Source organism: Pedobacter sp. GW460-11-11-14-TSB4, from assembly GCF_059423705.1.
In genome coordinates this window covers 58,191-82,396 of sequence record NZ_JBWKYI010000015.1, presented here as the reverse complement: position 1 = coordinate 82,396, position 24,206 = coordinate 58,191, and the positions used below count along the sequence as shown (strand labels likewise).

Sequence of the window (24,206 nt, the reverse complement as noted above, 5' to 3'; positions counted from 1 at the left end):
AACGAGCTCTTAAATGGAACTTTCCTGTAAAAAAGTTTTCCACATCTGTGAAGTCCAAAATCCGATTTTGTCTATAATCATACTTTAAACAGTTTAAACCTATTTTTTATGCTACGGGTACAAAAAGTGCTTAAATTTTGATTTTAGGCACATTTAACTAAATTTGGAATATACCAAATCCAAGTTTATGTATCAATTAACAGTACCTGCAGATCGCGTTAACGAATCGTTAAGTAAGCACATTTTGGCCGATGGTTTCGACCTGACTTATGATATGGAAAAGAGTCATGGTGCTTACATTTACGATGCTAAACACAACAGAACTTTACTCGATTTTTTTACCTGTTTCGCATCAGTTCCTTTGGGTTATAACCACCCTAAAATGATCAATGATGAAGCGTTTAAAAAGAATCTTTTCCTCGCGGCTTTGGCCAATCCATCTAACTCCGATGTGTACACGCAGCAATATGCACAGTTTGTTGAAACATTCTCTAAAGTTGGTATTCCTGATTATCTGCCCCATGCTTTTTTTATTGCAGGCGGCGGTTTGGCCGTAGAAAATGCAATTAAGGTAGCCATGGACTGGAAAGTTCAGAAAAACTTTGCAAAAGGATACACAGAAGAAAAAGGTTTTAAAGTTTTACACTTCGAAAGGGCTTTTCATGGCAGAACGGGTTATACTTTAAGCTTAACTAATACGCTACCCGATAAAACCAAATGGTTTGCGAAGTTCGATTGGCCAAGGGTTGCTGTTCCGGAAGTGAAATTTCCGCTTTCCGGAAATAATTTAAGTCATGCCATTCAAACCGAAGAAACATCTTTAGCTCAGATCAAAAAAGCAATCGCCGATAATAAAGATGATATCTGCGCCATCATTGTAGAACCCATACAATCTGAAGGTGGCGATAACCACCTGCGGGAAGAGTTTTTAATTCAAATCAAGGCTCTGGCGGATGAAAATGATGCTTTCCTGATTTATGATGAAGTGCAAACCGGCGTTGGTTTAACCGGTAAATTTTGGTGCCACCAGCATTTTAGCGAAAAAGCGAGGCCCGATATTTTGGCTTTTGGTAAAAAAATGCAGGTTTGCGGCATCCTCGTTGGCCATAAAGTAGATCAAGTTGAAACCAATGTATTTAAAGTGCCGAGCCGGATTAACTCTACCTGGGGCGGTAATCTGGTGGATATGGTGCGCTCGACACAGATTTTACAAATTGTAGAGGAAGATCAGCTTTGTGAGAATGCTACAAAAGTAGGTTTGTATTTAAAAGATCAACTCGAAAATCTATCGCACAGGTTCGATCAAATGACCAATGTGCGCGGAAGAGGTTTGTTGTGTTCTTTTGATTTCCCTACCAAAGAAATGCGCAATACATTTATTGCTAAAGGATTGGAAAACAATGTGATGTTTTTGGGCTGTGGAGAGAAAACCATTCGCTTTCGCCCGGCACTTTGCATTGAGCAAAAACATATTGACGAAGGCTTGACGGTTATGGATAAAATATTGCCTTTATTGTAGGCATGAATAGAAAATTGTTAGTTTATTTTGTAGTTGCAGGGGTTTTAATACTGATCTTTTTCATGGTTAAAGATGTTTTTGATCAGCCTGGAATTGAAGATATGAAAGCTGGTTTTAAAGAAATTGCAAAGTATAGAAACGCAAATAACACTGGTCCTGTACAACGGATTTACATTGTAACGGTTAAAGATTCGGTATGGAAAGAAATGGAAGATTATGGCAATTTAATGCCCCATACCAAATACGGTAATACAAAAGTTTACTTCTTCATGCAAAGCGAAAATGTTCCAAAAACATTGCAACCCGGAGAAGTAAATTTTGATCCACAATTTAACAAGGCCTGCATTGCCTTATATGAAAAAAGTGCAATGAGTCAGGTAGCATTTAATAAACATCCTTATTAAACAGAATGTAAAATCTGGAAAGTTAATTACCTAGAGGTTAATGCTTATTGATTTGGAAATGAAGGGTATGGTACATTTGGCATCTTCAGTCCCGCTTTTGTTTCTGCCGATGCTAAGCTAGTGCCGATTTATCGGTAAAGAATCGTCATTCACGACAATCGGGTTTATAAACAAAGTTAGTTCCCGGAGAACCAGCCCTTCTTCAATAAACCTGACAGCAGCGAAATCCTTTTTGCTTGCAGCAACCCTTAGTATGTTAGCACTACAAAACCGCAAAAGGATTGTAGCGAATGGCAGGACTACAGTACCTATGAAATACTGACAATCATTTCCAAATCCTAAAATTTCATTATTAATTGCACAGCATGGGTCTTCGACTATGCTTAGACGGACAAACTATTTTAAAATTAAACAAAAGCAGAAAAACCTGTTATGGCCCGACCTACAATCAGCGTATTAATTTCTTTTGTGCCCTCATACGAATAAATTGCTTCCGCATCCGCCACGAACCGCGCTACGTTATATTCGAGCAAAATACCATTCCCACCCATCACTTCTCTTGCCCTGCTTACCACATCGCGTGTTCTTAACGAACAGAATACTTTAGCTAAAGAGGCATGTTCATCTTTCAACAAACCCTGATCCTGTAATTGCGACAAGCGAAAACAGAGCGTTTGCATCGCCGTTAAGTTCGACAGCATTTCGACCAGGTGGTTTTGGATTAATTGAAAAGAAGCTATAGGTTTACCAAACTGTTTTCGCGTACGGGTATAATCCAAAGCATTTTCGTAGGCTCCACGGGCACAGCCAACCGCCTGCCAGGCCACACCTGCCCTTGTCATTTGTAATACCTTAGCCGTATCTTTAAATGAATTTGCATTTTGCAGGCGATCAGCTTCTTCAACTTCGCAATTGGTTAATGTAATAATGCCATTCTGCACAATCCGCAAGGCCATTTTATCCTGCATTTTTTCTACGGCAAAACCAGGATTATCTTTTTTTACAATAAAGCCTTTCACTTCGCCACTTTCTTCGTCTCGTGCCCAAATAATTAAAATATCGGCGAAAGTAGCGTTACCGATCCATTTTTTCTGTCCGTTCAATACCCATTTGCCATCAACTTTTTTACAGGTGGTGGTTAAGCCTCCAGCTGCTGCCGAACCCACTTCAGGTTCAGTTAGGCCAAACGCCCCGATAATTTTAAATTGCTGCATTAGCGGCAGCCATTGCTGTTTTTGTTCCTCTGAGCCGCATAAATAGATTGATCCCATGGCGAGGCCACTCTGTACGCCAAAAAAAGTAGAAATGGAGGTATCAATCCGCGCCATTTCCATTGCTAAAATCCCTTCCATTAAATTCGATTTCCCCGGACAGCCATAACCTTTGTAGGTTAAACCACAGATATTGAGTTCGGCAAGTTTTGGAATGATTTCGAAGGGGAATTCTGCCTTGTTCCAGTAATGGTTAACAATGGGTTTTACTTCCTTCTCTAAAAAGGCACGTACCTTTAACTGAAGCTCACGATCTTCATCTTTTAACGCCTCATCGCCCAAATGGTAAAAATCGCCTTCAATTGGCGGTAATTCTTTCTTTTTACCCGATCCACCCATCATTTTCATCATCCCCTGGATTTGTTTATCATCCAGGTTGGATATGGTTTCGACCATTTTGGGCAAGTCGACTTTTTTCGATAAAGCCTCTAATTTATCGAAGTCAATATGTTTGAAAAGATTGTACGCGTTTTTGAGAGAAGAGAATATATTCGCCATTATTATTCGTTTTGAGAATAACAAACGAAGTGTAGTTTTGTTGGGCTGTTTTTTCCCCACCACCTAAAGCACCTGAGATCATCTGAGCAATTTAAAATAGTGCACCGCCTAAGGTGTTCTCAGGTGTCTTAGGTGGTTAATCCTTTACCTCAAATCAAATAAATTATCAACGCCTAATAGCTTCCGCGAAGTAAAGCCTTCGCCAAAAGTGGCACCAATGCTTTTACCGAATTCCCTGGCACGGCCAATCACACTTTCGAAAAACTCCGGCGACGAAATATAAGTTTGCAATCCATCCACCTCAGGGTTATAAAACTGTGTTTTAAAAGCCTTAATAGATTCAATTTTCTTATCTATATGATCAGATATATCCACAATAATATCAGGTTTTAAGTATCTATCCTGAATGTATTGCAATAATAATCGTGGGCGATGTGCTTCCTGCTGAACACCATCAATTGAAGTTTCTATTTTTGGTAAGCCTGATAAAAAAACAGAATCGTAAACCAGATCGCCTGCTCTTCCATGATCAGGGTGACGGTCTTCTAAAGCATTGCTTAAAATAATTTCGGGTTGATATTTCCTGATGGCTTTAATCACTTCCAAACGGTGAAACTCATCATTCTGAAAAAAGCCATCCCTCAATCTTAAATTTTCACGGGCATGTAAACCTAAAATTTCCGCCGAGGCTGCTGCTTCTTCATCTCTTGTTTCTGCTGTACCTCGTGTACCCAGTTCGCCTCTGGTTAAATCTACAATTCCAACTTTTTTACCAAGGGCAATATGTTTTAAAATAGTACCTGAACAGCAAAGTTCTGCGTCATCAGGATGCACGGCTATAACTAAAATATCTAACTTCATGATGTAATTATTGGGCATTTTGGTTCAGCAGTTGCTGAATTTTCTTTTTAATTTTCGAACTTAATGGCTTGGTGAAGGGTAAAAAATAATCTTCCAGCTCGCCATTTCTGTTCACGATATATTTATGAAAGTTCCAACGGGGTTTCGAACTTAATTTTGTGTTTTGCTTTTTCTCACTCAGGAATTGATAAAGCGGATGGGCATGTGCGCCCCGAACCATAATCTTATCAAAAACAGGAAATTTTACACCATGGTTAACCTCGCAAAAAGAGGAGATATCAGCACCGTTTAGTGGTTCCTGTTTTCCAAAATCGTTCGTAGGGAAACCCAGGATTTCAAAATCAGGACTATTAATTTCGTCTTTAAGCTGCTGTAATTCCTTTAATTGCGGCGTAAAACCACATTCTGATGCGGTATTTACAATTAAAATAACCTTGTTCCGGTAGGCTGATAACGGCTGTTCTTCGCCATTAATTTTCTTAACCTTAAATGAATAAATATTCGGAATGCGTTCCTGCATTATATGTTATTGATAAAATCCTGAAGTGCGGATAATGGATTCGATATCCCTATCCTCATTCGGATCGTAAGTGCTTTTTAAATTATGTCCTACCACGCGGGCCACAATCTGATACGAAAATGCAGCAAAACCACCTTTGGTTTGCTTCACAATATCGTATGTTGTTCTACCCACTTCTCTGTCGATCAGTTTCGTTAAAATCTGACCTTGTGTAATCGTTAATTCTTTGATTTCGCGGTTAAACATGTCTTTAATTTCTTTATCACATTGCTTAACCAGTTGTTTTTGTTCCTTTTTCTCTGGGGTCCGGGCTAAATCCTGCTCCAGTTGCTCGTACCTGCGCTTAGCAAACAATGCATATGGCATTACTTTTAATACGTTATACCTTAGGCGATTATATGCAGCTTGTTCTGCCGGCGATTTCCAGATTCTGGCGGCATAAATAGATACATCGTTAAGCTGCATCCACGGAATCATTACACCATTATCGTTTGTTGAGGCTACTCTTATTGTATCGCTTTTACCCAATTTAGGAAATATTGGTGCCGCAGGATCCTGAGCTCGTAGCGAAATGCTACAAATCATTACAATACAAAGAAAAAAGAGCCCTTTAATTTTCATAAATTTATACTTTTACAAAGTTAGGTGTTATTTCATATATTAGTTGTTTCACAAAACTAATATAAGTTTTATTCATAAATAAGACGCAATTTTTACGCAAAAAATACAAATGAAAACAGAGTTAGTGATTGATTTAGAGGCGGAAAAGCAAGAAATTCTAAAAAGATATAGGGCATTATTACGGGCAAGCAAATCTACTTTACAGAAGGGCGATAAAAAAGAAATCAGGAAAGCTTTTGATATGGCATTGGAAAGCCATAAAGATATGCGCCGAAAATCTGGCGAACCCTATATTTACCATCCTATTGCGGTGGCGCAGATTGCTGCTGAAGAAATCGGACTTGGAACAACTTCTATTGTATGTGCCTTATTGCACGATGTGGTAGAAGACACCGATATCACTTTAGAAGATATTGAACGTGAATTTGGCAAAAAAACCGCCAAAATTATCGACGGGTTGACCAAGATTTCTGGCGTTTTCGACACCAATAGCTCTTTGCAGGCCGAGAATTTCCGTAAAATGCTGCTTACCCTGGCTGATGATGTAAGGGTTATCCTCATCAAACTTGCCGATCGTTTGCATAATATGCGTACCATGGATTTTATGCCCCGCCACAAGCAGCTTAAAATCGCTTCAGAAACCATTTACCTGTATGCACCACTGGCCCATCGCCTGGGCTTATATGCCATAAAATCAGAGCTGGAAGATCTTTCGATGAAATATCTCGACCCGGACACTTACAAATTCATCGCAAAAAAATTAAATGAGAAAAAAGCAGAACGTGCGCTTTTCATCAAAAAATTCGTAGAACCAATTGATGAAATTGTTCACGAACAGGGTTTAGTGGCTGATGTTTATGGCAGACCAAAATCAATCCACTCCATCTGGAATAAGATGAAAAAGAAAAATATTCCTTTCGAAGAGGTTTATGATCTTTTTGCCATCCGGATTATTTTGGATTCGGCACCAGAAAATGAAAAGGCTGATTGCTGGAAAGCATATTCCATTGTAACCGATTTATACCGCCCAAATCCAGATCGTTTACGCGATTGGGTTTCCTCACCAAAAGGAAATGGTTACGAAAGTTTACATACCACGGTAATGGGACCCCGCGGGCAATGGGTTGAGGTACAGATCCGTACACAACGTATGAACGAAATTGCAGAGAAAGGTTTTGCGGCACACTGGAAATATAAAGAATCGAGTAACGATAATGGATTAGATCAATGGATCCAGAAAGTTCGTGAAATGCTGAGTAATCCTGAAGCCAATGCTTTAGATTTCCTGGATGATTTCAAAATGAACCTTTTCTCGGATGAGATTTTTATTTTCACGCCAAAAGGTGCTTTAATCCAATTGCCTTTAGGTGCTACCGCATTAGATTTTGCTTTCGAAATCCATACCGATGTAGGTGCCACCTGTATCGGCGCAAAAGTGAACCACAAGCTGGTTCCTATTTCGTACAAGCTTCAAAATGGTGATCAGGTAGAAATTATCACCTCGAGCAAACAAACCCCTAAAGAAGACTGGCTGAATGTAGTGGTTACTGCTAAAGCTAAATCAAAAATTAAGTCATCTTTAAAGGAAGAAAAGCGGAAAATTGCCGAAAATGGCAAGGAAATCTTAGAAAGGAAGCTGAAATCATTAAAAATCACCTATAATACCGATAATTTACAAAAGCTTAGTTATTTCTTTAAACTGCCTTCTACCCAAGAACTTTTTGTCAATGTTGCTTTAGGAAAAATCGAGCTAAAAGATATAAAAGAGTATCTATCGAGTGAGAAAGAAGTTGAAAACCGCGGACCAGAACGTCCTGAAAACCTTTCAGTTGACGGAATCAAGAGTAAAATTAAAGGTGGAGAATCTGATATTTTACTGATCGGCGAAGACATGCAGCGCATTGATTATACCTTGGCCGCCTGTTGCAACCCCATACCAGGCGATGATGTTTTTGGATTTATCACTGTGAGTGAAGGCATAAAGATACACCGCACCAATTGCCCGAATGCGGCGCAGTTAATGGCCAATTATGGTTATCGCGTAGTCAAAGCAAAATGGAACAAACAACAGGAATTAACTTTCTTAACTGGTTTACGCATTGTAGGTATTGACGATGTTGGCTTAATCAACAACATTACCCGGGTAATTTCTACCGACTTTAAAGTAAATATGAGATCGATTACGGTTGATACCAATGAAGGGATTTTTGATGGTTCGATTATGATTTTTGTAAACGATACCGAACACCTGGAAAACCTGATTAAAAATTTATTAAAAGTGAGAGGTGTTACAGGCGTAACGCGGTTTGATGCATAGTTAGTCCGAAAGTCAGAAGTCCGGAGTCAGAAGTCTAGATGCTAAGTTACACGCTATTTGCAAATTGAACTTCGGACAGCCGTCTTCCGACCTCCGACTTATTACAACATTTCAACAATCAAACGCTATAACAATCAAACAATTTACCTACCTTTGAATGGAGTTTAAAAACTATGTCAGAACAAAAAACAAATGAGCTCGTTCGCAAGATTTTTGAGGCTTATTTAGAAAACAAAAATCTACGTAAAACACCAGAGCGTTTCGCTATACTGGAAGAGATCTATTCAAGAAACGATCACTTTGATGTAGAAACCCTTTATATCCACATGAAAAACCAAAAGTACCGCGTAAGTCGTGCTACGGTTTACAACACATTGGAGTTATTGGTTTCATGCGATTTAGTTACCAAGCACCAGTTTGGTAAAAACATGGCACAATTCGAAAAATCCTATGGTTACCGCCAGCACGATCACGTAATTTGTATCGAATGTGGTAAAGTAGTAGAATTCTGCGATCCCCGAATCCACCAGATCCAAACCATGGTTGGTGATCTTTTAAAATTTGATGTTAAACACCATTCGTTAAACCTTTATGGCTTCTGCTCTGATTGCAGTATGGCCAGAAAAGTAAGCGAAAGTGCAGTAACAGCCGAAAAAATTGAACAAAATTAAATCATAATACAAATAAAACCAGCTTAATTTATTAAATAATGACGCAAGTAGATGTACTTCTCGGCCTGCAATGGGGTGATGAAGGAAAGGGAAAAATCGTTGATGTACTAAGTCCAAAATATGATCTTATTGCCCGTTTTCAGGGTGGCCCAAATGCCGGACATACTTTAGAGTTCGATGGCAAAAAATTCGTTTTAAACACTATCCCTTCAGGAATTTTTAACGAAAAAACCATGAACCTGATTGGTAATGGTGTAGTAATCGACCCTATTATCCTAAAAAGAGAGTTAGATAATTTAAAAAAAGCTGGTCATGATCCTGTTGCCGATGGCAAACTGGTAATTGCCCGTAAAGCACACTTAATTTTACCAACCCACCAATTATTGGATGCTGCTAACGAAGCACGCATGGGTAAAAATAAAATTGGATCAACTTTAAAAGGTATTGGTCCAACTTATATGGATAAAACCGGCCGTAACGGTTTACGTGTTGGCGATACTACCCTACCTGATTTCAAAGAGCGTTATGCTAAATTGGTAGAAAAACACACTGAAATTCTTTCGCATTACGAAGGTTTCGAATATGAACTGGCTGAGAAAGAAGCATCATTCTTCGAAGCAATCGAATTCTTAAAAACCATTCCCCACGTAGATAGCGAACATTATGTAAACGGCTTCTTAAAAGAAGGAAAAGCGGTTTTAGCAGAAGGTGCACAGGGAACATTACTGGATGTTGATTTCGGTTCATATCCTTTCGTAACCTCAAGTAACACGACCACTGCTGGTGCCTGTACTGGTTTAGGTATTGCACCTAATAAAGTTGGTGCTGTTTATGGTATCTTCAAAGCCTATTGCACACGCGTTGGTGGTGGTCCTTTCCCTACCGAATTAGATAATGAAGTTGGCGAAAATTTACGCGCTTTAGGTCACGAGTTTGGTGCAACTACAGGTCGCGCACGTCGTTGTGGCTGGATTGATCTTCCTGCTTTAAAATATGCCATCATGTTAAACGGTGTAACCGAGTTAATTATGATGAAAGCTGATGTGCTGGATACTTTCGATACCATTTATGCTTGTACCCACTATGAATATAATGGCGAAACGATTGATTATATGCCGTATGACATCATTTCTATCGAACCAAAACCAGTATTAAAAGCCATTGATGGTTGGGCTACCGATGTAACTAAAATAACTTCTGTGGATGAAATTCCAGCTAAATTGACTGATTATATTGCCTTCTTAGAAAAAGAATTAGAAGTGCCAATCAAATTCCTTTCTGTAGGACCAGATAGGGCACAAACTTTAGAGTTACGTTAATAATACTCAGTTCGTCATGCTGAATTTATTTCAGCATCTATATTGTTCGTTAACTAATAGTCCCTGAAATAAATTCAGGGTGAAGACCAAAAAAAAAGCAACCTGCAAGGGTTGCTTTTTTTTGTTTTCAGCGTGGTCAACTTTAATGGTAAAAGCGGAAAAGCTGACAACTCTTTACCATCAATAGAGCAAATTCACTTAACAACTTGTTTATCAGCATTGATTTAGTTATTTTTAAGTATAAACATTTTTATTATGGCAACTATCATAGAAAGCGAAATGCTTAATTATTTTACTCAGCTAGACGATGCCGAAAAAACTTCTGTAGTAAAAATGCTTAAAGCGTTTATAAAAGGAAAAAAAGAAAATCAAAACGTACCTATTGAGGAATATAACAATGAGCTTTTAGCCGCTGAAAATGAGTTTAAAAGTGGTAATTATATCTCTCATGATAAGTTATTAAATGAGATTAAAAGTTGGTAACCAATAATATTGAAATCGTCTGGACCAAACCTGCACAAAACCAACTAAGAGAAATATATAAGTATATTAGTAAAGAGTCTATTCAAAACGCAACCAGGGTTATTAATGATTTAACTCATGCTGTAGCCAATATTGCTAACCATCCGGAAAAACATAAAATTGATCAATATAAAACAGACAATGATGGTACATACCGTGCTTCTGAAAAGCATCATTTTAGAGTTTCATACCGGAACGAAAACCAAATTATAAGGATATTAAGGATTAGACACACCAAAATGAATCCTTAAAAAACATTAATTGCTCCTTCATTTTTCTATTACAATTGTTCCTCGCTTTAACAAGAACGATTAGGGTTGTTAAATGATTTAATCTACTAGCCAAAATAAATTGGAGAAAACATATTTAGCTCCTTTCGGAATTACAAGATCACGAAGTATAGAAACAACAACCTCTTTTGGAATGTTAGTTTTAATATCGCTTTTCATAATACAAACATTATAGTCAAAAGGAATACTTTTCTCGGAATCACAATCAGCGAAGACATAAAGCGTATCTCCTGTCGATTGTTGCCTGCATAAATACAAGTTTGCTAATTGTTTATTTGTCCCACATTTTTCTCTATTTGGAAAGTATGTTATAATATCGACTATAGCACAAGAATCATCCGTCATGTCCATATCCATTTTTACTTTTGCCTTTTGGAGTTGGTACAAGTCAATTTTTCTTTGCTCAATCCTTGAACATCCTAATATTAATAAACCGATACAGAGATAAAACAGATGCTTTACTTTCATAAACATAATTATCATTCAAGATAAAAATTAATTTTCAACTTACACTCGTTCCAACGAGCGTATCAAATCGCTTCTAAACGATTTTAAACTATATTCAAATATTCTATCGTAAGTACCTTTCCACTTATGCCGGGTTTAGTTACCTTTGCCGCAGCTTGAAAACCACACAAAACATATCCCATTTTAAACAAAAAGCTTTGCATTGGGCCAACCAGTTCGAGGTTTGCTGCTTTTTAGATTCAAATAACTACAAAGATGCTTACTCAGCTTACGATTTCATTATTGCTGTCGACGCAGATCATGAACTGAAATGCGCCACCGGGAATGCATTTGATCAACTAAAAAGTTTTTACGCATTGCATAAACAGTGGATTTTTGGCTTTTTCGGCTACGATTTAAAAAACGAAATAGAAGATCTGCATTCTAATAATTCAGATCATTTAAATTTTCCAGATTTATACTTTTTTGTCCCAAAATACCTGATTGCCTTTAAAAAAGGCAATGCCGAGGTGCTGATTGGCCCTGAATCGATTTTAGCAGAGATTGATTCCTTTCAGCTTAAAACAGAAATCCAATCTAAAAAAGCAAAAGTAGCACAACGGTTATCGAAAGATCAATATGTTCAAAAAGTAGAAGCCTTAAGAGACCATATTATTCGTGGTGATATCTATGAAGTTAATTTCTGCCAGGAGTTTTTTGCCGAAAATGCAGAAATAGATCCTGTTCAAACTTTCGAAGCGTTAAACAGCGTCTCACCCACTCCATTTGCTGGTTATTTTAAAGTTCAGGGCAACTATATTTTATCTGCAACACCAGAAAGATTTTTGTGCAAACGCGGATCGAAACTCACCTCGCAACCCATTAAAGGAACCGCGAAAAGAAGTTTAGACCCAATGGAAGATGAGGCTATAAAACTGCAGCTCAGGAACGACATTAAAGAACAGGCCGAAAATGTAATGATAGTTGATCTGGTACGCCACGACCTCACCAAATCGGCTGTTAAAGGTTCTGTTACCGTCGACGAATTATTCGGCATCTACAGCTTCCCGCAGGTGCATCAAATGATTTCTACCATTAGTTGCGAATTAAATCCAGCGATCCATTTTATCGACGCCATCAAAAATGCATTCCCAATGGGCTCTATGACGGGCGCTCCAAAGGTTAAAGCCATGAAATTAATCGAAGAATATGAAGTGACTAAAAGAGGCATTTATTCGGGCTCCTTTGGCTGCATCAGTGCAGCTGGTGATTTCGATTTTAATGTAGTCATCCGAAGCATCTTATACAATGCAGCATCCAACTATTTATCTTTTCAGGTTGGAGGAGCCATCACCTACCAAAGCAATGCTGTTTTAGAATACGAAGAGTGTTTACTGAAAGCCAGTGCGATTTTGAAAGTACTTGAAGGTTAATTGGTTCAATAGTCATTAATCATTGGTTCAATGGGGCACTGCTCAAGCGATTCGACTATATAAATCGTCGTCATCTCGACTGGAACGCAGTGGAATGGAGAGATCTATCCAGTATATCTCGCTTGTTAGATTTCTCGACTGCGCTGCACTCCGCTCGAAATGACGGTACTTTAAAGCGGGATCACTAGTCATTAATCATTGGTTCAATGAGGCACTCCCCAAGCGATTCGACTATATAAGTCGTCGCCATCTCGACTGGAACGCTGTGGAATGGAGAGATCTATCCAGTATATCTCGCTTGTTAGATTTCTCGACTGCGTTACACTCCGCTCGAAATGACGGTACTTTAAAGCGGGGTTCACTAGTCATTAATCATTGGTTCAATGAGGCACTTCCCAAGCGATTCGACTATATAAGTCGTCGTCATCTCGACTGGAACGCAGTGGAATGGAGAGATCTATCTATCCAGATTTAGCTTCGCTGAGCACTTCGTGGTTCTCGACTGCATTACACTCCGCTCGAAATGACGGTAATTTAAAACGGGACGAAAACAAAAAAAGGTGGAATTTTCTGCATCATGCGAAACCTTCCACCTTAAACCTTAAGCCCTAAACCTTATTTCTTATAATACTGCTGTGCTTCTGGTAAATATTTTTGGATCTGAGCAATACGGGTAGCATCACTTGGGTGAGTACTTAAAAACTCAGCTGGTTTTTGAGCTCCTGCAGATGCAGCAGACATCCTGTTCCAGAAACTGGTCGCATTTTGAGGATTGTAGCCAGCCATTGCCATAAAAATCAAGCCTAAACGGTCGGCCTCTAATTCCTGATTACGACTGAATTTTAACATTGCCACTTGCCCCCCAACGCCATAACCTGCATTGAAAATAGACTGTGCTTTAGGATTTTTGGATAGTGCTAACCCTGCTGCTGCACCCAAACCCTGTGCAACCATTTCGTTCGACATCCGTTCTGCAGAGTGACCTGCAATGGCATGGGCAATCTCGTGTCCCATTACCGTAGCTAAACCCGCATCATCCTGGGTAACAGGCAAAATACCGGTATAAACCACAATCTTACCTCCTGGCATACACCAGGCATTTTTCTCATTATTCTGTACAACGTTCACTTCCCACTGGTAATCTGCAATGAGGTTACCATAGTTATTGCTGTTCATATACGATTTCACAGCTGTGATTAATCTACTGCCAATGGTTTTAACTTTCAAAGCCTGCGCATTCGAAGCGGGTAAAACCGTCGTTTTATTTTCAGTTAAAAAGGTGCTGTACGCCTGGAATGCCATTGGCAAAACCTGGTCGTTACTCACTAAATCAAATCGGCTACGACCTGTTAAAGGAACAGTGGAACAGGAGTTAAATAATAAAATCCCAGCAACACTTGCTGTTAAAAATAACTTTTTCATAAATTCGATTTTAAATGATTTGTAAATAAGGTGATAAGCAAAACCGATGATTAAACAGTAAGCCTATCAATAAGTTTTAATGAAATGTGTTTTGTTTAATTAATTAGTTTTCTTTCTAAACAAATACACTTTAGATTCTTTGCCTTTCAGCAATCTTTCGAGATTTTTTTGGTGTGTAACCAGGATTAGAATACAAACCACCATGCCGTAAAGCACTTCAGATTTAATCGAAACCTGAAACAAAAAGACCACGCTCAGTGGAAAAGTAAATCCCGCGCAAATGGAGCTTAATGAAACATATTTGGTTAACAACAATACCACCACAAAAACCAGAACACAAAGCATAGATGCTTCGAAGTTAACTGCCAAAATCATTCCAAAAAGTGTGGCCACACCTTTTCCACCTCTAAAGCCGGCAAAAACAGGAAACAAATGTCCCATTACTGCGGTTACACCGAGTGCAAGTTGATAATTAACAAAAATAACTGAATTTTGTGGCCCGGTAACCGACATGCCAATCAGATAGGCCAGATTGGTTGCGGTATAACCTTTTGCAATATCGATGATCATTACTGCAATTCCGGCTTTTTTACCCAGCACCCTGAAGGTATTGGTTGCGCCAGCATTACCACTTCCGTACTCCCTTACGTCAACGCCATAAAAAGCCTGACCAAGCCATACAGCTGTTGGTATAGATCCAAAAAGGTAGGCAACTAATAACGCGCTGAGAGAATAAACCGTAACCATAGCCTACAATGATACAAAAAATAAGCTTTTAATTTTATAGCAAATCACTTTAGTATGCTTTTAAACTCATATCCAGGCTTTTCACTGAGTGTGTAAGTGCCCCCATAGAAATAAAATCTACTCCACAAGCTGCATATGCTGCAACATTCTCTTCTGTAATGCCGCCGGAAGCCTCTGTGATAAATTTACCATCGATTAATTTAACCGCTGCCCTTAAGTTTTCGAAACTGAAATTATCAAGCATAATACGGTCTACACCACCAATAGCCAAAACCTGAGATAATTCATCTAAATTCCTCACTTCAATTTCGATCTGAAGGACTTTATTTTGATCAATCAGATATTTTTTAGCAGCTGTAATGGCATTTGAAATCCCTCCTGCATAATCTACATGATTGTCTTTAATCAAGATCATATCATACAGGCCAATCCGGTGATTTACACCTCCACCAATCCGAACAGCCCACTTTTCTAAATAGCGAAGCCCTGGGGTAGTTTTACGGGTATCTAAAATTTTGGTTTTGGTTGTTTTTAACAAAGAAACAATCCGATGAGTTTTAGTAGCAATGCCACTCATGCGCTGCATACAGTTTAAAACCAACCGTTCGGCAATTAAAATGGCATGTGTACTTCCGGAAACGGTTAAGGCAATATCGCCCACTTTTACCTCGGCACCATCCTGTAACAATACATCAACTTTCAATTCGGCATCAACCTCCTTAAAAATCTCAATAGCCAGTTCAATCCCGGCCAAAACACCATTTTCTTTGATAATCAGTTTTGCTTTTCCCTGCGTTCCGGCTGGAATTGTTGAAAGTGAGGTATGATCACCATCGCCAACATCTTCGGTAAGGGCATTTTTTATGAATTGATGTATAAGTTGAGTATCCAAAATGTAGATTTTATGCCGCAAAAATAAGAATTATTTGTTAGCAGACAATTTACTGACGGGTTAAAGTGAATTGTAACTTATAAAACGCAGTTGGATATGCAGATGGAAACTTCGAAAGTCGAGCTGATTCTATTTACCTTAATCTTTAGCAGGCTCTATCCTTAATTCGGTAATCGAAAAGCTGGTGTTGAATTTTTTCATCGTGATGGAAACCCTGAAAGTCTCTTTTGCAGTACCTAAAATAATTACGCCAAAACGATAATTTGGATTGGTATTAATTTTATGAAAAATACTTGTTTTTACCGGCGGATGTTTGACAAAAAAATCTCTTAAAATCTGTTCACCCTGTGCTTTTGAGTATACATCTTCCTCGTCAACAATAATAAGTTCGATAGTTGAGGCGAAACTTTTGGCAATTTCTTTCGAGTTACCAGCCTTAAAATACGAGGATAAATCATCAATAATATCTGCCTGAAGAGCTGTAGGGTGATATAATGATGACAAACTAATAATGAGTAAAAATAAGCTCCGGATCATTTCTGTATTTTATACAGAACCCTATAGCTAAAATTATGCCATTAGCGTATCAAAAAAAGGATTTCTTCATTTGTATAAGCTTCAATAAAGTTATATTTGCCATATAAACAAAACACTAAAACATGTTATACATGAAAATGTTTTAATGTGGATCAATAAATTTTACAATAAAAATGGTAAACGATAAAAAACTCGCGCTTATAATTCTAGATGGTTGGGGCTACGGAAAACAAGATAATTCTGATGCTGCATATGCCGCCAACACTCCTTTTTTCGATTCTTTACTTCAGCATTACCCAAATTCTAAACTTGAAGCATCTGGTGAAGCAGTAGGTCTGCCAGCGGGACAAATGGGAAACTCGGAAGTTGGGCACATGAACTTAGGTGCAGGCCGGGTAGTTTACCAGGAGCTTGGCCGGATCAACAAATCAATTACCGATAGAGAATTGCATAGCAATCCGGTTTTAATAAGTGCGTTCGATTATGCGAAACAGCATAACAAAGCAGTTCACTTTATCGGTCTGGTTTCAAACGGTGGTGTGCATGCCCATATCGAACATTTAAAAGCTTTATGCGATGCTGCTAATGAAGCTAATGTGCCAAATACTTTTGTTCATGCTTTTTTAGATGGTCGTGATACCGATCCAAACTCTGGCCTGGGCTTTATTACTGATCTGGAAAACCATATTCAAAACAGCAATGCTAAATTGGCGACCATGGTTGGCCGTTATTACGCAATGGACCGCGATAACCGTTGGGAGCGCGTTAAACAAGCTTACGATGTAATGGTAAATGGCATTGGTGAAAGAACACAAGATGCTTTGGCGGCGATCAAAAAATCCTATGCTGATGGCGTAACTGATGAGTTTTTAAAACCAATTGTATTAACACAGGATAATGGTGCACCAGTAGCTACCATTCAAAACGATGATGTGGTAATCTGTTTTAATTTCCGTACCGATAGAGGTCGTGAAATTACCACTGCGTTAACGCAAAAGGATTTCCCGGAACAGCAAATGCATAAACTGCCGTTGTATTATGTTACCATGACTACTTACGATGAGAGTTTTGAAAAGGTAAACGTAATTTTCACCAAAGATGATTTAACCCAAACCATTGGCGAAGTATTGGCTGATAACAATAAAAATCAGATCCGTATTGCTGAAACCGAAAAATATCCTCACGTAACTTTCTTCTTTTCAGGAGGACGGGAAGCCGAATTTAAAAACGAAAAACGCCTTTTAATTCCTTCTCCAAAAGTAGCTACCTACGATCTTCAGCCTGAAATGAGTGCCGCAGGAATTACCGATGCCATTACCAAAGAAATGGAAACAGGATGGGCCGATTTTATTTGTTTAAACTTTGCCAATCCAGATATGGTTGGCCACACAGGCGTTTTTGAGGCTGTGGTAAAAGCAGTAGAAACTGCAGATAAATGTGCAGAAACTGTGGTAAAAAAAGGTTTGGAAAATGGTTACTCGTTTATTCTTTTGGCCGATCACGGAAACTCTGAATTTATGGTGAATGGTGATGGATCTGCCAATACTGCACATACCACCAACCTGGTTCCTTGTATTTTAATCGATAAGGATTATAAAAGCATTGCAGATGGCAAGTTAGGCGACATTGCCCCTACTATTTTAAAAATATTAGGCGTAGCTATTCCAGCAGAAATGACAGGAAATGTTTTAGTATAATGATTAAAAAACTTGTTATCCTGGTATTTGCTTTGGCAATGTTTTCCTGCAATCAGCGAAAAGAAGCTGAAGCAAATACCGATTTATTGTATTTTGATGTAAAGGGATATTTTGGAAAGGAAATTTCGCGCTTACAAAAGCTAAACCCGGTTGTAAATAAAACCGTTAACGTAAATGGAACAGCCGAAAACAAAACCGCTAAAATTACTGACTGGACGAAAGAATTAGCCATTTTCGTTAACGCTGATATCAATAAAACCTCGTGGAAAGGAAGTTTTAAAGTAACAGCACAAAATGGCGTAGATATTTATACTTCTGATAATAGAAAAATCCCTGTTAAGAAGGTTTCTATCACCTGGAACGGTCAGAAAGCAGGTAAAATAGAGATTATTATCGATAACAAGAATATCTTATACCAATCTCAGGATACCTTAACCTACTGCCCGGATAGCTTGTACGCGATCAGAAAACAGCAGAAAATTAGATTGCTAAAGCAAAAGAAGTATTCAGTAATTGGAAAGCTGAAATAAAAAAAATGGGACCCGAAAATATTCGGGTCCCATTTTTCTTTAAAGGCTATATTTTATTTTAGGCTTGCAATCTGCGCCTTATCGTAGGTTACCCAATCGACAATATCTTTTCTTAATGGCTGCAAGGTTAATACTTTCTGAAAATCGGCGATAGAGTTATTGAACAGCGCTACACAAGCTGCTTTTTCTTCTTTTTTCTTTGCTTTAAAAGACCTGAAAATCGCATAATCTTTGTAAGCTAAACCACGGTTCTGAAACATCTGGGCATCTTCATCTCCATTAATTTCAATGGCTTTTGTAAAATCTTTGAGAGATGCCAAATAAAAGTTTTCACGCATGCTATTTAACGATTCTTTAGGATCGTTAGCGATTTTTAACCTGGCTATACCACGATAATAATAAGCAGAAACCTCAGTAGGTTTAATGGTTAATAACCGGCTGTAAGTGGCAATACATTTCTCGTATTCGCGATTTTGGAAATAAGAATATCCAAGCATCTGGAGCACATTTGCATTATCAGGCGTTTTAGTATCAGCTTTTTCTAATTGTATAGCGGCAGTTTTATAATCACCTTTCATCATCGCCTGCATGCTTCTTTCGTAATTGCCTTGCGCGAAACTACTGGTTGATGTAAAAATAATTAATCCTAAAATCGCCTTTTTAAAATAGTTCATGTATGAGTAATAAGTTTAACAAATCTAACGCCTAACCAAATTTATAGGAGAAATTTTTTGCAATATAATCCTATTCTGATAATTTAAAAGTTTTTAATTTTCTTTCATTCAAAACCAATTGTCCTAAACATTAGCTTAAACGCTAAAATATGCTTTATATGATATTGGCGGAAATATTTATATTACTCTGCCTTTTTAACATAAGATTAATATTATTTTCACTTTGGCACAAGAGTTGAATTTATTAACTTAATACCAAAATTAAACAAAGTGAATACGATTAAACTGCCAGTTTGTCGTTAGCGGAAAATGTGATAATGAGTAAACAAGATATATTTGATTTCCATACAGCAATGCCAATCATAAACGAGGATACCGAATTTTTTCCCTTAATGTCTCAACAAGACGAAGAGGAAATGAACAATGAGGAAACGCCCGAAACGTTGGCCATATTGCCTTTGCGAAACACAGTTTTATTTCCAGGAGTAGTTATCCCTATTACAGTTGGAAGAGATAAATCAATTAAGTTAATTAAGGAAGCTTACAAAGGAAATAAGATTATTGGGGTTGTTTCTCAAAAAGACGTTTCCATTGAAGACCCTACTTTTGAGCAGCTTAACACGGTTGGTACTGTTGCAAACATCATTAAGCTATTGCAGATGCCTGATGGAAATACCACGGTAATTATTCAGGGTAAACAACGTTTCAGCTTAATTGAAGAGGTACAGAACGAGCCTTACATTAAAGCGGTTGTTAAAAAATTCGAAGAACAAAAGCACAAGGCAGATAAAGAGTTTAAAACGTTAATCGCTTCTATACGCGAGATGTCTGCTCAGATTATCCAGCTTTCGCCAAATATTCCAAGTGAAGCCAGTATTGCACTTAAAAACATTGAGAGCAATTCATTTTTGATCAATTTCATTTCATCAAATATGAATGCCGAAATGGCCGATAAGCAAAAAATCCTTGAAATGGATAAACTGCAGGAAAGGGCACAAAAGGTAATGGAACTGCTAATGGTCGAATTGCAGATGCTGGAGCTGAGAAATCAGATCCAATCGAAAGTACGTACCGATTTAGACAAACAACAACGCGATTATTTCTTAAATCAACAGCTAAAAACCATTCAGGAAGAATTGGGTGGTAACTCTGCCGATTTAGAATTTGATGCTTTACAGGAAAAGGCTAAAAAGAAAAAATGGGCCAAAGCAGTTGCCGAACATTTTGATAAGGAGCTAGATAAGCTGGGTAGAATGAATCCTGCTGCTCCCGATTACTCTGTTCAGTTAAACTATTTAGAACTCCTTTTAGATTTACCCTGGAGCGAGTTTACAAAAGATAATTTCGACCTAAAAAGAGCACAACGTATCTTAGATAAAGATCACTTTGGTTTAGAAAAAGTGAAGCAGCGTATTATCGAATACTTAGCCGTTCTAAAACTAAAGCGCAATATGAAAGCGCCAATTTTATGTTTGGTTGGCCCTCCGGGAGTTGGTAAAACATCTTTAGGAAAGTCGATAGCCAAAGCATTAGGGCGTAAGTATGTACGTATGGCTTTAGGCGGTATCCGCGATGAAGCAGAAATCAGAGGTCACCGTAAAACTTATATCGGCGCAATGCCAGGCCGTATTATTTCGTCTATTAAAAAAGCGGGGGCAGATAATCCTGTTTTTGTTTTGGATGAGATTGATAAAGTAGGCACCGACCACCGTGGCGATCCATCATCAGCTTTGCTTGAGGTATTAGATCCCGAGCAAAACAGCGCCTTCTACGATCATTATGTAGAAATGGATTACGATTTATCGAACATCCTGTTTATTGCAACAGCAAACTCATTAAGCACCATACAACCTGCATTATTAGATCGTATGGAGATTATTGAAGTAAACGGATATACGATTGAAGAAAAAATAGAAATCGCTAAAAAATACCTGTTGCCAAAACAGAAAGAAAACCATGGTTTACAAACCAAGGATATTAACCTGAAAACGCCACTGATCGAAAAAGTGATTGAAGATTATACCAGAGAATCGGGTGTGCGTGGTTTGGAGAAAAAAATAGGTTCTTTAGTGCGTGGTGTGGCTACAAAAATTGCGATGGAAGAAACCTACGATTCAAATTTAAATAATGAAGATGTAGAGCGTATTTTAGGTGCACCAATTTATGATAAAGACTTGTACGAAGGCAATGAAGTGGCTGGAGTAGTAACAGGTTTGGCCTGGACAAGTGTTGGAGGAGATATTTTATTTATCGAATCGAGCTTAAGTCCCGGAAAAGGTAAACTTACTTTAACAGGTAATCTGGGTGATGTAATGAAAGAATCGGCAGTTATTGCACTAGCCTATTTACGTGCACACGCAGCCGAATTTGATATAGACTACACTTTATTTGATAACTGGGATGTTCACGTACACGTGCCGGCAGGTGCTACACCAAAAGACGGACCTTCGGCCGGGGTAACGATGCTTACCGCCTTAACGTCGGCATTTACACAACGTAAAGTAAAACAGCATTTAGCCATGACTGGTGAGATTACCCTACGTGGAAAAGTACTTCCAGTTGGTGGAATTAAAGAAAAAATTCTAGCAGCAAAAAGGGCAAACATTAAAGAAATTATCCTTTGCAAAAGCAACCGTAAAGATATTTTAGAAATTAAAGAAAGTTACATTAAGGATTTAAAATTCCATTATGTAACCGAAATGAGCGAAGTAATTGAATTGGCTTTAACTAAGAATAAGGTAAAGAAACCTTTAGATTTAAGCGTTAAAATTGCGCCGATTGTAAACTAATTGACAATTCTTTTGGATTAACAATCAAAAATCCAATTACAATAAATACTTTTATAGCCCAGGTAAATTGCCTGGGCTTTTTTATGAGATCATTTTTATTCACTATAGTTTTTTGTTTGGTTGTTTCAACCAGTTTCGCTCAATCTTTTAAAAACGAATTCGGTTTTAAAACCGAAAACGATGCTTATTTGGCTACATTAAATGACCGGTATTATACCAACGGATTATTTATCTACTTCCGCCACGCCATTAATACCGAAAAACTATCGGATAAAATAGAGAAAAAGACCTATGAAATTTCTGCCGGACAGAAAATGTATACGCCTTATTGGGGGCAGGTACCGAACAAAGAAGATCAGGACAGGCCTTTTGCAGGTTATCTTTATGCTGGTGGGGCTTATTCTGTTTTCTATAAAAATGAAAGTGTTTTAAAAACCAGTGTAGAACTGGGAACCGTAGGTCCTAACTCGCTTGCCCAAACAGCACAACGTTTCCTGCATAAAACCGTAGGATTTTATACGCCTGCAGGCTGGGATTACCAGATTAAAAATGAACTGGCTGTAAACCTTGCTGCAAATTATAGCAAATTGCTGTTCAGACCTGAAGACCCGATTGTGGATATCAGTGCGCAAGGTTATGCCAATTTAGGCACAACTTTTTCGGGTTTGGGTGCATCGGTACTTTTTAGGGCCGGTAAACTGAATCAATTGTTCAACAGTGCTTATCACAACGCAGTGATCGGAAATTCGAAAACAAAAAGCTTAAACAATTCGGAATTTTTCTTTTATGTAAAACCGCAGCTAAACTTTGTTGCTTACGATGCCACCATACAGGGCAGTCTATTTAATGATAACAGCCCGTTAACCTTTGGGGTAAAACCTATTGTTTTTGAACAACAGTTTGGTGTAAATTATAGTTCAAAAAGATTTACAGCCGATTTTAACATCATCTTTAAAACCAAAGAAGTTAAAAGTGTGGCGAAGCCACAGAATTACGGCGGTTTAAGTTTGTATTATCGGTTTGGGAAAAGTTAGGTTAATCGGTTAAATGTTTAAATTGGTTTCTGAGTGATGTCAGATATTTCTATCTGACATTTAATTAGATATAATGAAGAAACAATAAAGGGCGATTAAATCGCCCTTTATTGTTTAACTAATTTGTCAGCTTAACTGTTTTTGCCGAATAATACTGATCGAGGTAAGCTTTTACTTCAGCCTTTTTAGCTGCATCATCAATAAAGTTATATATTGGAGCCAAACCATCGTCTGAAGCGCCTATAAATGTTGCTTTATCTTCTGTAGTGGAAGCAACCCAATTGTTAAGGTTTACAATAACGCTGTTATTTACGGTTTCGCGTTTTAATTTGGTAATATCACCCCCGGTTGAGCTATAATAGATCTGGGCAGAAGTATTATCATTTAAATTGCGCAGGATAGGCTCATCCAGGTAGCCAGTAGGCAAACCAAATGTCCTTTTTAATGTATAACGTAATCCTTCCATAATAATCGCCCCCCTTCTCTCGTTCTGAGGTGCTTCCGCCTGGTAAACAACATCGAATTTAGAACCTATTTTTATGTTTGTTAATACATGTGTGCCATATTTATTAATAAGGTCCTGAGCAGTTAACAAAGTAATATCTCTCTTAAAATCTGCTGTTAAAAATTTATTTACCGACTGGTCGTAATAAAACTTATATAACTTCCAGATCATGTAATAAGAATAATGTCCGTAGACATATTTTTTATCAGTAGCATCCGTTTCTGGAAATGCCTGATTTATAGTGTTACCAAAGAGCTTTAAGCCCTTTGTTGCTTTATATGAATCAGACAATTTTGTTGATAAATCAACCGCACTTTGAGCCTGGGTAGTCCTCCACGAAGATTGTGTGCCTCTAATAAAAACAACATTATATGCTCCATCGGCATCATAAGCAGGAATATCGACTACACTGGCCCTTACAGAAGCTTGATCATTAAACTTATCCGTAACATCATATCCGAACCCTAAAAAATTAAAAGTTTCAGATGATGGATATAATGGTTGAGTATCTTGGGTTGCTCCCTTAACTGTAAAGGCAATATCAGGGGATAATTTTTCTTCAGGAACTGGATTTGGAATTTCTTTAGGATTTTTCTTGCAGGCAGCAAGTGTAGCCATAATGGCCAGCGCTAAAATAGTTTTTTTCATTTGATTTAATTATTTGTGTGTGCTTAGCACTGTCAATT

At 38.0% G+C, this 24,206-nt stretch carries 23 protein-coding genes; 12 read left to right on the top strand and 11 right to left on the bottom strand.

What is annotated here, in order from left to right; genetic code table 11:
• The first annotated feature begins 187 nt into the window (after positions 1 to 187).
• Positions 188 to 1,519: an L-lysine 6-transaminase gene (gene lat / locus AC07YT_RS15610; protein WP_086547338.1), complete on the top strand. Its 1,332-nt coding sequence runs from the start codon at positions 188 to 190 to the stop codon at positions 1,517 to 1,519.
• Positions 1,520 to 1,521: 2 nt separating this feature from the next.
• On the top strand, positions 1,522 to 1,923 hold the full coding sequence (locus tag AC07YT_RS15605) for a hypothetical protein (RefSeq protein ID WP_086547339.1): 402 nt from the start codon (positions 1,522 to 1,524) through the stop codon (positions 1,921 to 1,923).
• Between the two features lie 407 nt (positions 1,924 to 2,330).
• Here AC07YT_RS15605 and AC07YT_RS15600 read toward each other — a convergent pair whose 3' ends face one another.
• The 4 genes from AC07YT_RS15600 to AC07YT_RS15585 all read right to left on the bottom strand — a co-directional run bounded on the left by AC07YT_RS15600 (position 2,331) and on the right by AC07YT_RS15585 (position 5,694).
• Entirely contained in the window at positions 2,331 to 3,692 is a 1,362-nt protein-coding gene (locus AC07YT_RS15600; RefSeq protein WP_086547340.1) for an acyl-CoA dehydrogenase family protein, read from the bottom strand.
• A gap of 144 nt (positions 3,693 to 3,836) precedes the next feature.
• Positions 3,837 to 4,553 carry a bacillithiol biosynthesis deacetylase BshB1 gene (gene bshB1, locus AC07YT_RS15595; protein WP_086549384.1) on the bottom strand — a complete coding sequence of 239 codons (717 nt, stop codon included), beginning with the start codon at positions 4,551 to 4,553 and terminating at the stop codon, positions 3,837 to 3,839.
• 7 nt (positions 4,554 to 4,560) lie between these two features.
• Positions 4,561 to 5,073: a glutathione peroxidase gene (locus tag AC07YT_RS15590; protein ID WP_086547341.1), complete on the bottom strand. Its 513-nt coding sequence runs from the start codon at positions 5,071 to 5,073 to the stop codon at positions 4,561 to 4,563.
• A gap of 6 nt (positions 5,074 to 5,079) precedes the next feature.
• Positions 5,080 to 5,694 carry a DUF4294 domain-containing protein gene (locus tag AC07YT_RS15585; RefSeq protein ID WP_086547342.1) on the bottom strand — a complete coding sequence of 205 codons (615 nt, stop codon included), beginning with the start codon at positions 5,692 to 5,694 and terminating at the stop codon, positions 5,080 to 5,082.
• Between the two features lie 109 nt (positions 5,695 to 5,803).
• Here AC07YT_RS15585 and AC07YT_RS15580 point away from each other — a divergent pair, with 109 nt between their 5' ends.
• The 5 genes from AC07YT_RS15580 to AC07YT_RS15560 all read left to right on the top strand — a co-directional run bounded on the left by AC07YT_RS15580 (position 5,804) and on the right by AC07YT_RS15560 (position 10,774).
• Positions 5,804 to 8,011, top strand: coding sequence for a RelA/SpoT family protein (locus tag AC07YT_RS15580; protein WP_055906427.1), 2,208 nt, complete (start codon positions 5,804 to 5,806; stop codon positions 8,009 to 8,011).
• A gap of 173 nt (positions 8,012 to 8,184) precedes the next feature.
• Positions 8,185 to 8,682 carry a Fur family transcriptional regulator gene (locus AC07YT_RS15575; protein WP_086547343.1) on the top strand — a complete coding sequence of 166 codons (498 nt, stop codon included), beginning with the start codon at positions 8,185 to 8,187 and terminating at the stop codon, positions 8,680 to 8,682.
• 38 nt (positions 8,683 to 8,720) lie between these two features.
• On the top strand, positions 8,721 to 10,001 hold the full coding sequence (locus AC07YT_RS15570) for an adenylosuccinate synthase (RefSeq protein WP_057933642.1): 1,281 nt from the start codon (positions 8,721 to 8,723) through the stop codon (positions 9,999 to 10,001).
• A gap of 255 nt (positions 10,002 to 10,256) precedes the next feature.
• Positions 10,257 to 10,484: a hypothetical protein gene (locus AC07YT_RS15565; RefSeq protein ID WP_086547344.1), complete on the top strand. Its 228-nt coding sequence runs from the start codon at positions 10,257 to 10,259 to the stop codon at positions 10,482 to 10,484.
• Positions 10,478 to 10,774: a type II toxin-antitoxin system RelE/ParE family toxin gene (locus tag AC07YT_RS15560; RefSeq protein WP_086547345.1), complete on the top strand. Its 297-nt coding sequence runs from the start codon at positions 10,478 to 10,480 to the stop codon at positions 10,772 to 10,774. Before AC07YT_RS15565 ends, AC07YT_RS15560 begins: the two co-directional genes overlap by 7 nt.
• Before the next feature lie 78 nt (positions 10,775 to 10,852).
• On the opposite strand, the gene AC07YT_RS15555 is transcribed toward AC07YT_RS15560, so the two are convergent.
• The gene (locus tag AC07YT_RS15555) at positions 10,853 to 11,287 is read right to left on the bottom strand and encodes a hypothetical protein (RefSeq protein WP_494945396.1); all 435 of its coding nucleotides are present in this window, start codon (positions 11,285 to 11,287) and stop codon (positions 10,853 to 10,855) included.
• Between the two features lie 149 nt (positions 11,288 to 11,436).
• On the opposite strand from AC07YT_RS15555, the gene AC07YT_RS15550 reads away from it, so the two are divergent.
• A complete protein-coding gene (locus AC07YT_RS15550) occupies positions 11,437 to 12,693 on the top strand; it encodes an anthranilate synthase component I family protein (protein WP_086547347.1) in 1,257 nt (418 codons plus the stop codon).
• 615 nt (positions 12,694 to 13,308) lie between these two features.
• On the opposite strand, the gene AC07YT_RS15545 is transcribed toward AC07YT_RS15550, so the two are convergent.
• The 4 genes from AC07YT_RS15545 to AC07YT_RS15530 form a co-directional block, all read right to left on the bottom strand.
• Complete coding sequence (locus tag AC07YT_RS15545) at positions 13,309 to 14,115, bottom strand: M48 family metallopeptidase (protein ID WP_086547348.1); 807 nt, start codon at positions 14,113 to 14,115, stop codon at positions 13,309 to 13,311.
• 99 nt (positions 14,116 to 14,214) lie between these two features.
• Positions 14,215 to 14,862: a glycerol-3-phosphate 1-O-acyltransferase PlsY gene (gene plsY / locus AC07YT_RS15540; protein WP_086547349.1), complete on the bottom strand. Its 648-nt coding sequence runs from the start codon at positions 14,860 to 14,862 to the stop codon at positions 14,215 to 14,217.
• 49 nt (positions 14,863 to 14,911) lie between these two features.
• Positions 14,912 to 15,754, bottom strand: a complete 843-nt coding sequence (gene nadC, locus AC07YT_RS15535; protein ID WP_086547350.1) for a carboxylating nicotinate-nucleotide diphosphorylase — start codon at positions 15,752 to 15,754, stop codon at positions 14,912 to 14,914.
• Between the two features lie 138 nt (positions 15,755 to 15,892).
• Entirely contained in the window at positions 15,893 to 16,291 is a 399-nt protein-coding gene (locus tag AC07YT_RS15530) for a DUF4783 domain-containing protein (protein WP_086547351.1), read from the bottom strand.
• A 173-nt stretch (positions 16,292 to 16,464) separates the two neighbouring features.
• Here AC07YT_RS15530 and gpmI point away from each other — a divergent pair, with 173 nt between their 5' ends.
• Both gpmI and AC07YT_RS15520 read left to right on the top strand, forming a co-directional pair.
• Positions 16,465 to 17,988, top strand: coding sequence for a 2,3-bisphosphoglycerate-independent phosphoglycerate mutase (gene gpmI, locus AC07YT_RS15525; protein ID WP_086547352.1), 1,524 nt, complete (start codon positions 16,465 to 16,467; stop codon positions 17,986 to 17,988).
• Positions 17,988 to 18,518: a hypothetical protein gene (locus tag AC07YT_RS15520; RefSeq protein WP_086547353.1), complete on the top strand. Its 531-nt coding sequence runs from the start codon at positions 17,988 to 17,990 to the stop codon at positions 18,516 to 18,518. The genes gpmI and AC07YT_RS15520 overlap by 1 nt, the downstream gene beginning before the upstream one ends.
• 53 nt (positions 18,519 to 18,571) lie before the next feature.
• Here AC07YT_RS15520 and AC07YT_RS15515 read toward each other — a convergent pair whose 3' ends face one another.
• Entirely contained in the window at positions 18,572 to 19,192 is a 621-nt protein-coding gene (locus AC07YT_RS15515; protein WP_086547354.1) for a tetratricopeptide repeat protein, read from the bottom strand.
• A 317-nt stretch (positions 19,193 to 19,509) separates the two neighbouring features.
• On the opposite strand from AC07YT_RS15515, the gene lon reads away from it, so the two are divergent.
• Together lon and AC07YT_RS15505 are read left to right on the top strand one after the other, a co-directional pair.
• Positions 19,510 to 21,981, top strand: coding sequence for an endopeptidase La (gene lon / locus AC07YT_RS15510; RefSeq protein WP_086547355.1), 2,472 nt, complete (start codon positions 19,510 to 19,512; stop codon positions 21,979 to 21,981).
• A gap of 83 nt (positions 21,982 to 22,064) precedes the next feature.
• Positions 22,065 to 23,015 (top strand): lipid A deacylase LpxR family protein, encoded by a 951-nt coding sequence (locus AC07YT_RS15505; protein WP_086547356.1) that lies wholly within the window; start codon positions 22,065 to 22,067, stop codon positions 23,013 to 23,015.
• 118 nt (positions 23,016 to 23,133) lie between these two features.
• Here the strand turns inward: AC07YT_RS15505 and AC07YT_RS15500 are convergent, their stop codons facing one another.
• The gene (locus AC07YT_RS15500; protein ID WP_086547357.1) at positions 23,134 to 24,168 is read right to left on the bottom strand and encodes an MAC/perforin domain-containing protein; all 1,035 of its coding nucleotides are present in this window, start codon (positions 24,166 to 24,168) and stop codon (positions 23,134 to 23,136) included.
• Between the last annotated feature and the right edge of the window lie 38 nt (positions 24,169 to 24,206).

Bases quoted from the DNA above. Each gene is read 5' to 3' on its own strand.
- lat (WP_086547338.1), top strand. From the start codon at position 188: ATGTATCAATTAACAGTACCTGCAGATCGCGTTAACGAATCGTTAAGT.
- AC07YT_RS15605 (WP_086547339.1), top strand. From the start codon at position 1,522: ATGAATAGAAAATTGTTAGTTTATTTTGTAGTTGCAGGGGTTTTAATA.
- AC07YT_RS15600 (WP_086547340.1), bottom strand. From the start codon at position 3,692: ATGGCGAATATATTCTCTTCTCTCAAAAACGCGTACAATCTTTTCAAA.
- bshB1 (WP_086549384.1), bottom strand. From the start codon at position 4,553: ATGAAGTTAGATATTTTAGTTATAGCCGTGCATCCTGATGACGCAGAA.
- AC07YT_RS15590 (WP_086547341.1), bottom strand. From the start codon at position 5,073: ATGCAGGAACGCATTCCGAATATTTATTCATTTAAGGTTAAGAAAATT.
- AC07YT_RS15585 (WP_086547342.1), bottom strand. From the start codon at position 5,694: ATGAAAATTAAAGGGCTCTTTTTTCTTTGTATTGTAATGATTTGTAGC.
- AC07YT_RS15580 (WP_055906427.1), top strand. From the start codon at position 5,804: ATGAAAACAGAGTTAGTGATTGATTTAGAGGCGGAAAAGCAAGAAATT.
- AC07YT_RS15575 (WP_086547343.1), top strand. From the start codon at position 8,185: ATGTCAGAACAAAAAACAAATGAGCTCGTTCGCAAGATTTTTGAGGCT.
- AC07YT_RS15570 (WP_057933642.1), top strand. From the start codon at position 8,721: ATGACGCAAGTAGATGTACTTCTCGGCCTGCAATGGGGTGATGAAGGA.
- AC07YT_RS15565 (WP_086547344.1), top strand. From the start codon at position 10,257: ATGGCAACTATCATAGAAAGCGAAATGCTTAATTATTTTACTCAGCTA.
- AC07YT_RS15555 (WP_494945396.1), bottom strand. From the start codon at position 11,287: ATGTTTATGAAAGTAAAGCATCTGTTTTATCTCTGTATCGGTTTATTA.
- AC07YT_RS15545 (WP_086547348.1), bottom strand. From the start codon at position 14,115: ATGAAAAAGTTATTTTTAACAGCAAGTGTTGCTGGGATTTTATTATTT.
- plsY (WP_086547349.1), bottom strand. From the start codon at position 14,862: ATGGTTACGGTTTATTCTCTCAGCGCGTTATTAGTTGCCTACCTTTTT.
- AC07YT_RS15530 (WP_086547351.1), bottom strand. From the start codon at position 16,291: ATGATCCGGAGCTTATTTTTACTCATTATTAGTTTGTCATCATTATAT.
- gpmI (WP_086547352.1), top strand. From the start codon at position 16,465: ATGGTAAACGATAAAAAACTCGCGCTTATAATTCTAGATGGTTGGGGC.
- AC07YT_RS15520 (WP_086547353.1), top strand. From the start codon at position 17,988: ATGATTAAAAAACTTGTTATCCTGGTATTTGCTTTGGCAATGTTTTCC.
- AC07YT_RS15515 (WP_086547354.1), bottom strand. From the start codon at position 19,192: ATGAACTATTTTAAAAAGGCGATTTTAGGATTAATTATTTTTACATCA.
- lon (WP_086547355.1), top strand. From the start codon at position 19,510: ATGAGTAAACAAGATATATTTGATTTCCATACAGCAATGCCAATCATA.
- AC07YT_RS15505 (WP_086547356.1), top strand. From the start codon at position 22,065: ATGAGATCATTTTTATTCACTATAGTTTTTTGTTTGGTTGTTTCAACC.
- AC07YT_RS15500 (WP_086547357.1), bottom strand. From the start codon at position 24,168: ATGAAAAAAACTATTTTAGCGCTGGCCATTATGGCTACACTTGCTGCC.